Raw genomic sequence first — 6127 nt, 5'->3', positions numbered from 1 at the left:
CCATCTCCGCTCCCTCCCCGGCCGTCGCCGGGGTGTTGATCTTTATCTGGGGGGTGGGGGGGGCCGTGCCGGCGGGGCCCCTGTCCCCCGGCGGGGGGCCCCCCCGCCCCCCGCGGGACCCGGGGGGTTTTCGGAGGAGCGGCGGCGCCCGCCCCGGCGCATCCGGCCCGGGCCGGTATCCCGCGTGACAGCGAGTGCCGTACGGCTCTGCCCTGCGACCTCGGGAGTGCCGCCCTTGCATTTTGCCTGGTCAGGCAATCAGAGGCCGTGGCGGGAATCGAACCCACGTAACTCGCTTTGCAGGCGAGTCCCTAAACCACTCGGGCACACGGCCGTGTGCGTGAGTTGAAGGTACGGGGGTGCGGGGGAGGGGCTCAAGGGGATCGCCGGGGCTGCAACGGGACTGCCATACGGCGTTCATGAACCGGGGGAGCCGGGGGACCGGGGGGTGTACGACCAAGGTCGGAGGTGGGGTGGGGCTTGCGACAGGGGTCAGGGTGGGGATTGGGCCTTACCGTGGTGAGCATGACCGCCCTTGAGCCGAGCGACGCCGTTGTCGCAGACGAGACCGCCGACAGAGCCGATACGGATGGTGTGCTGGGGCGGTCGTATCGGGCGTTGAGTGTCGGGATCGTCTCCGTCGTGCTGCTCATCGCCTTCGAGGCGACGGCCGTCGGGACGGCGATGCCCGTTGCGGCTCGGGAGCTGGACGGGGTGTCGCTGTACGCGTTCGCCTTCTCCGGGTACTTCACGACCAGCCTGTTCGGGATGGTGCTGGCCGGGCAGTGGTCGGACCGGCAGGGGCCGCTCGGGGCGCTGACGGCGGGGATCGGGGCCTTCGCCGGCGGGCTGGTGGTGGCCGGGACCGCGCAGGGCATGTGGGTGTTCATCGCGGGGCGGGCCGTGCAGGGGTTCGGCGGCGGGCTGGTCATCGTCGCGCTGTACGTCGTGGTGGGGCGGGCCTACCCGGAGCGGTTGCGGCCCGCGATCATGGCCGCCTTCGCCGCGGGCTGGGTGGTGCCGTCCATCGTCGGGCCGCTGGCCGCGGGCACGGTGACCGAGCAGCTCGGGTGGCGGTGGGTGTTCCTCGGGATCCCGGTGCTCGTGGTCTTCCCGGTGGCGCTCGCCCTGCCTCAGATACGGCGGCGGGCGGGAGGGCCGGTGGTGGAAGGCGGGCAGGGGGTGTTCGACCGGCGGCGGATCCGGCTCGCCTTCGGTATTTCGCTGGGGGCGGGGCTGCTGCAGTACGCGGCTCAGGATCTGCGGTGGGTGTCGGTGATACCCGGACTGCTCGGTGGTGCGCTGCTGGTGCCCGCCGTGCTCGGGCTGCTGCCCCGCGGTACGTATCGGGCGGCACGAGGCCTGCCCTCCGTCGTCCTGCTGCGCGGGGTCGCGGCCGGTGCCTTCATCTCCGCCGAGTCCTTCGTGCCGTTGATGCTCGTCACCCAGCGGGGCCTGTCGCCCACCCTCGCCGGGTTCTCGCTGGCGGCCGGCGGAGTGACCTGGGCGGTGGGTTCGTGGGTGCAGGCGCGGCCGCGGATGGAGCCGTACCGGGAGCGGCTGATGACCGTGGGGATGGTGCTGGTGGCGGCGGCGGTCGCCGCGGCGCCGACGGTGCTCGTGTCCGGCGTGCCGGTGTGGACCGTCGCCGTCGCCTGGGGCTTCGGCTGCTTCGGGATGGGCCTGGTGATCGCCTCGGCCAGCGTGCTGATGCTCCGGCTCTCCGCCCCGGCCGAGGCCGGCGCCAACTCCGCCGCCCTGCAGATCTCCGACGCCCTCTCGAACGTCGTCCTGCTCGCCGTGGCCGGCGCGGCCTTCGCCTCGCTCGGCGGCGGCAGCATGACGGGGGCGGCGGGCTCCGGTTCCCATCCGGCCGCCTTCGCCGCGGTGTTCCTGCCGATGGCGGGGGTGGCCCTCGTCGGGGCCTGGGTGACGACCCGGCTTCGTGATCTGTGACGTGAGTCCCACCCGGGGTGAGGCGGCCTTGTCCGCGCGTTGACGGTCATGGGGCGCCGGTAGGGTGGCCCGGTTGTCATACGTAGCCGCCCGACCCCCTTACTACGGAGACCGTGACTACTACCGCCGCTTCCTCCGCTGCCGCTTCCTCCTCCCATCACCTGTCGCCGGCCTTCCCGGGCCGGGCGCCCTGGGGTACCGCCAGCAAGCTGCGTGCCTGGCAGCAGGGGGCCATGGAGAAGTACGTCCAGGAGCAGCCGCGCGACTTCCTGGCCGTGGCCACGCCCGGCGCCGGGAAGACGACGTTCGCGCTGACGCTCGCCTCCTGGCTGCTGCACCACCATGTCGTGCAGCAGGTCACCGTCGTCGCCCCCACCGAGCACCTGAAGAAGCAGTGGGCGGAGGCCGCGGCCAGGATAGGGATCAAGCTCGATCCCGAGTACAGCGCCGGACCGCTCAGCCGTGAGTACGACGGGGTCGCGGTGACGTACGCCGGTGTCGGCGTGCGGCCGATGCTGCACCGTAACCGGGTCGAGCAGCGCAAGACCCTCGTCATCCTCGACGAGATCCACCACGCCGGCGACTCCAAGTCCTGGGGCGAGGCCTGCCTGGAGGCGTTCGAGCCGGCCACCCGGCGACTGGCTCTGACCGGTACGCCGTTCCGGTCGGACACCAACCCCATCCCCTTCGTGACGTACGAGGAGGGGCAGGACGGGATCCGGCGGTCTTCCGCCGACTACACGTACGGGTACGGCAACGCGCTCGCCGATCACGTCGTCCGCCCCGTCATTTTCCTGAGCTACAGCGGCAACATGCGCTGGCGCACCAAGGCCGGTGACGAGATCGCCGCCCGGCTCGGCGAGCCGATGACCAAGGACGCGGTCAGCCAGGCCTGGCGTACCGCGCTCGATCCGCGCGGCGAGTGGATGCCGGCCGTGCTGCGCGCCGCCGACCAGCGGCTGACGGAAGTGCGGAAGGGGATTCCGGACGCGGGCGCCCTCGTCATCGCCTCCGACCAGGACTCGGCCCGCGCCTACGCCAAGCTCATCCGCGAGATCACCGGGACCAAGGCGACCGTGGTCCTCTCCGACGACACCGGCGCGTCCAAGCGGATCGACGACTTCAGCGGCAGCGACGACCGGTGGATGGTCGCGGTGCGGATGGTGTCCGAGGGCGTCGACGTGCCCCGGCTGGCGGTGGGGGTCTACGCGACGACCATCTCCACTCCTCTCTTCTTCGCCCAGGCCGTCGGCCGTTTCGTGCGGTCCCGGCGGCGCGGCGAGACCGCGTCCGTGTTCCTGCCGACCGTCCCGGACCTGCTGACCTTCGCCAACGAGATGGAGGTCGAGCGCGACCACGCCCTCGACAAGCCGAAGAAGGACGGCGAGGAGGACCCGTACGCCGAGTCCGAGAAGGAGATGGAGGAGGCGAACAAGGAGCAGGACGAGGACACCGGCGAGCAGGAGCAGTTCGCCTTCGAGGCGCTGGAGTCCGAGGCCGTCTTCGACCGGGTGCTCTACGACGGCGCCGAGTTCGGCATGCAGGCCCATCCGGGGAGCGAGGAGGAGCAGGACTACCTCGGCATCCCGGGGCTCCTCGAACCCGACCAGGTGCAGCTGCTGTTGCAGAAGCGGCAGGCCCGGCAGATCGCGCACAGCCGCAAGAAGCCGGACGACGAGGCCGACCTGCTGGAACTGCCCGCGGAACGGCGGCCCGTCGTCTCCCACAAGGAGATGATGGAGCTGCGCAAGCAGCTGAACACGATGGTCAGCGCGTATGTGCATCAGAGCGGGAAGCCGCACGGGGTGATTCATACGGAGCTGCGGAGGGTCTGCGGGGGGCCGCCCAGTGCGGAGGCCACGGCGGGGCAGTTGCGGCAGCGGATTGCCAAGGTGCAGGAGTGGGCCACCCGGATGCGGTGACTTCGGCTGCCGCGGAGTGGGGGCTGGTCGCACAGTTCCTCCCCCGGCCTTCGGCCGGGGGTACCCCCGGCGCCCCTTTGGGGCGCTGGTGCGAGGGCGCTGTGCAAATCGCCGTGTACATACCGGCCCAATCCGCAGTAGTCCATACCGGTACGTGACCGGATTCTGGACGGAGGCTTCCGCTCAGCGAACCCGCTTCGCTACTGTCCGGCTACGCACACGCCCCGTGGCAGCGCCGCCGCGGAGCGCAGCCGTGAAGCGACTGGGCCCGGAGCCGCCGGGCCGTCCTGCCGATCGGCGGCCTCTGAAGCGCGTCGCTGACGGGACTCGGCGACGCATCCGCCGCGTCGGAGGTTGCCGACCTCACCACCTAAGGAGTGGGCGTCGTGACCGCGGAGACCTCTCAGACGCTCGACCGGGGCCTCAGGGTCCTCAAACTGCTGGCCGACACGGACCACGGGCTGACCGTCACCGAGCTTTCCAACAAACTGGGCGTGAACCGGACCGTGGTGTACCGGTTGCTCGCCACACTTGAGCAGCATGCGCTGGTACGGCGTGACCTGGGCGGGCGAGCCCGGGTCGGGCTGGGGGTGCTGCGTCTTGGCCGCCAGGTGCATCCGCTGGTACGGGAAGCAGCCCTGCCCGCGCTGCGGTCGCTCGCCGAGGACATCGGGGCGACGGCGCACCTGACCCTGGTCGACGGGAGCGAGGCGCTCGCCGTCGCGGTCGTCGAGCCGACCTGGACCGACTACCACGTGGCCTACCGGGCCGGGTTCCGGCACCCGCTGGACCGCGGCGCCGCGGGCAAGGCGATCCTGGCCGCCCGGCACGCCGCGCGGGACGACCCGGGGTACACGCTGACCCACGGCGAACTGGAGGCCGGGGCGAGCGGGGCCGCGGCCCCGCTGATCGGGGTCACCGGCGTCGAGGGCAGCGTGGGGGTCGTGATGCTGGCCGACGCCGTGCCGGAACGGGTCGGCGCACGGGTCATGGACGCGGCCCGGGAGGTCGCGGAGGCGTTGCGCTGACGGGCGACAGCCGCGCGGACAGCGGCGGAGGCGGTGCGGTGAGCGGGGTCGGGGCGGTGGCCTGAACAGGTCGCCACGTTAGATTGACTCCGTGCTCTCACGTCTCACGCGTCTCCAGGCCGTCGCCGTCTGTGCGGTTCCCGTCGTGGCTCTGATCGGTACGGCCGTCTTCGCGCCGTTGCCGTTCTCGGTGGCCCAGCCCGGGATGACGGCGAACGTGCTCGGCGCCAACCGGGGCACCCCGGTGATCACCGTCTCCGGGGCGCCCACCCGCACGACCAGCGGGCAGTTGCGGATGACGACGATCGAGGCGACCGGGCCGGACGCACGGGTCTCGCTCGGCGACGTGATCGGCAACTGGTTCCGGACGGACCGGGCCGTGATGCCGCGCGACTCGGTCTACCCGAGCGGCAACAACGTCCAGGAGATCGAGCAGCACAACACCGAGCAGATGGAGCAGTCGCAGGACGCGGCGACCCAGGCCGCCCTGAAGTACCTGGACCTGAGCGCGAGCAAGGTCAAGGTGACCCTGAAGCTGGCGGACGTGGGCGGGCCGAGCGCGGGGTTGCTGTTCTCGCTCGGCATCATCGACAAGCTGGACGGGAACGGCAGCGGGGGAGACCTCACCGGGGGGAAGAACATCGCCGGCACCGGGACCATCGGTGCGGACGGTGCGGTGGGGGCCGTGGGCGGGGTCGCGCTGAAGACGCAGGCCGCGCGGCGGGACGGGGCGACGGTGTTTCTTGTGCCGAAGGACGAGTGCGGGGACGCCAAGGCGGAGTTGCCGAAGGGGTTGCGGTTGGTGCCGGTGACGACGCTGAAGGGGGCCGTGTCCGATCTGGTGGCGTTGGAGAAGGGGGAGAGCGTCCCGAGCTGTTGAGTTTCGGGTGTGGGTGAGTGGGGGCGGAGGTGGGTGGTCGGCTGCCGGTCGGTGGGGGCTGGTCGCGCAGTTCCTCCCCCAGCCTTCGGCCGGGGGCACCCCCAGCGCCCCTTACGGGGCGCTGAGCGGAGCCGCATATCAGCACGGCCCCGCGCCCCTCACGGGGCGACTGCCGCCGTCGGGGTTGCGAGGCGTAGGCCGACTTCGACCAGGGTCCAGCCGATCCGCTCGCGGAGTTCCCGCTCCGGCTTGGCCGCCTTCGCCAGCCGGTGGTCCTCCGCCTGGGCGTGCAGTTCCGTCATCCGGTGCCGGGCGAGCTGGGTCTGGGTGTGCATGGTGGG

At 71.8% G+C, this 6127-nt stretch carries 5 protein-coding genes and 1 tRNA gene; 4 read left to right on the top strand and 2 right to left on the bottom strand.

Annotated features, from left to right (window positions below):
- Positions 1-262: 262 nt before the first annotated feature.
- A tRNA-Cys gene (locus ABT137_RS49205) sits at positions 263-334 on the bottom strand.
- 191 nt (positions 335-525) lie between these two features.
- Between ABT137_RS49205 and ABT137_RS49200 the strand changes: the two genes are divergently transcribed.
- From ABT137_RS49200 to ABT137_RS49185, 4 genes are all read left to right on the top strand, one after another.
- A complete protein-coding gene (locus ABT137_RS49200) occupies positions 526-1956 on the top strand; it encodes an MFS transporter (protein ID WP_351720215.1) in 1431 nt (476 codons plus the stop codon).
- Positions 1957-2069: 113 nt separating this feature from the next.
- Entirely contained in the window at positions 2070-3878 is a 1809-nt protein-coding gene (locus tag ABT137_RS49195; protein WP_351720212.1) for a DEAD/DEAH box helicase, read from the top strand.
- Positions 3879-4264: 386 nt separating this feature from the next.
- On the top strand, positions 4265-4906 hold the full coding sequence (locus tag ABT137_RS49190; protein ID WP_351720211.1) for an IclR family transcriptional regulator: 642 nt from the start codon (positions 4265-4267) through the stop codon (positions 4904-4906).
- 91 nt (positions 4907-4997) lie between these two features.
- A complete protein-coding gene (locus ABT137_RS49185) occupies positions 4998-5786 on the top strand; it encodes a S16 family serine protease (RefSeq protein ID WP_351720209.1) in 789 nt (262 codons plus the stop codon).
- A 158-nt stretch (positions 5787-5944) separates the two neighbouring features.
- Here the strand turns inward: ABT137_RS49185 and ABT137_RS49180 are convergent, their stop codons facing one another.
- The gene (locus ABT137_RS49180) at positions 5945-6121 is read right to left on the bottom strand and encodes a hypothetical protein (RefSeq protein ID WP_351720207.1); all 177 of its coding nucleotides are present in this window, start codon (positions 6119-6121) and stop codon (positions 5945-5947) included.
- Between the last annotated feature and the right edge of the window lie 6 nt (positions 6122-6127).

It is taken from the genome of Streptomyces sp. NPDC001980, assembly GCF_040296885.1.
In the GTDB taxonomy this organism is placed as follows: Bacteria; Actinomycetota; Actinomycetes; order Streptomycetales; family Streptomycetaceae; genus Streptomyces.
This window is presented reverse-complemented; position numbering and strand designations above follow the sequence as displayed.

Coding starts and splice junctions, on each gene's coding strand:
- ABT137_RS49180 (WP_351720207.1), bottom strand. CDS start 6,121: ATGCACACCCAGACCCAGCTCGCCCGGCACCGGATGACGGAACTGCAC.
- ABT137_RS49200 (WP_351720215.1), top strand. CDS start 526: ATGACCGCCCTTGAGCCGAGCGACGCCGTTGTCGCAGACGAGACCGCC.